We start from the raw sequence: 1,036 nt of genomic DNA on the forward strand, positions 1-1,036 counted from the left end.
CCGAGGTTTGCAGGGTTTGCGGTTTGCAGCCCTCCAGCCCGAGACCTTCTCCCCGACACCCCCAGCCCGCCCACGGTCCACCGTCGGCGGGCTTCTTCGTTTCCGAGGCACCGATTCTGGACATGCTTGCCGTCACGTACCGCAAGGTCGAGACGCTGATCCCCTACGCCCGCAATCCGCGCACGCACAGCGACGAGCAGATCGCGCGCATCGCCGCCAGCATCGCCGAGTTCGGCTGGACCAACCCGATCCTGGTCGACGGCGACCACGGCGTGATCGCCGGTCACGGCCGGCTGCTGGCCGCGCGCAAGCTGGGGCTCGCCGAGGTGCCGGTGATCGAGCTTGCGCACCTGACGCCTGCGCAGAAGCGCGCCTACGTGATCGCCGACAACCGGCTCGCGCTCGATGCCGGCTGGGACGAGGCGATGTTGGCGCTGGAGTTCGCCGAACTGGCCGACGCCGGCTTCGATCTGGACCTGACCGGCTTCTCGGCCTCCGAGATCGAAGGCCTGCTCGACGCCATCGAGAAGACGGAACCGTCCGCCGAAGAGGACACGAGTGCTTTGGTCCGTGACCCGGACGAGGACGACGTCACACCGCCCACGGTGGCGGTCACACGCCCCGGCGATCTGTGGCTGCTCGGTGAACACCGGCTGCTGTGCGCCGACAGCCGCGACGCGCCCGCCGTCGCGCGCCTGCTCGAGGGCGAGCGTGCGCACCTGCTCTTCACCAGCCCACCGTATGCCAACCAGCGCGACTACACCACCGGCGGCATCGCGGACTGGGACGCGTTGATGCAGGGCGTGTTCGGCGCTGCCCGCGCGGCACTGCGCGAGGACGCGCAACTCCTGGTCAACCTCGGGCTCGTGCATCGCGACAACGAGTGGCAGCCGTACTGGGACGGCTGGATCGCATGGATGCGCACTCAAGGCTGGCGGCGCTTTGGCTGGTACGTGTGGGACCAGTCGGTGACCGTGCCCGGCGACTGGGCCGGGCGGCTGGCGCCCCGGCACGAGTTCGTCTTCCACTTCAACCG

The 1,036-nt window shown here is 69.4% G+C and carries 1 protein-coding gene; it reads left to right on the forward strand.

What is annotated here, in order from left to right; translation table 11 throughout:
- Window positions 1-122 precede the first annotated feature (122 nt).
- On the forward strand, window positions 123-1,036 hold a 914-nt coding region (locus CTA01S_RS16205), incomplete at its 3' end, for a ParB N-terminal domain-containing protein (RefSeq protein WP_198150914.1).

The sequence above is a fragment of the Caldimonas taiwanensis NBRC 104434 genome (assembly GCF_001592165.1).
In the GTDB taxonomy this organism is placed as follows: Bacteria; Pseudomonadota; Gammaproteobacteria; order Burkholderiales; family Burkholderiaceae_C; genus Caldimonas; species Caldimonas manganoxidans.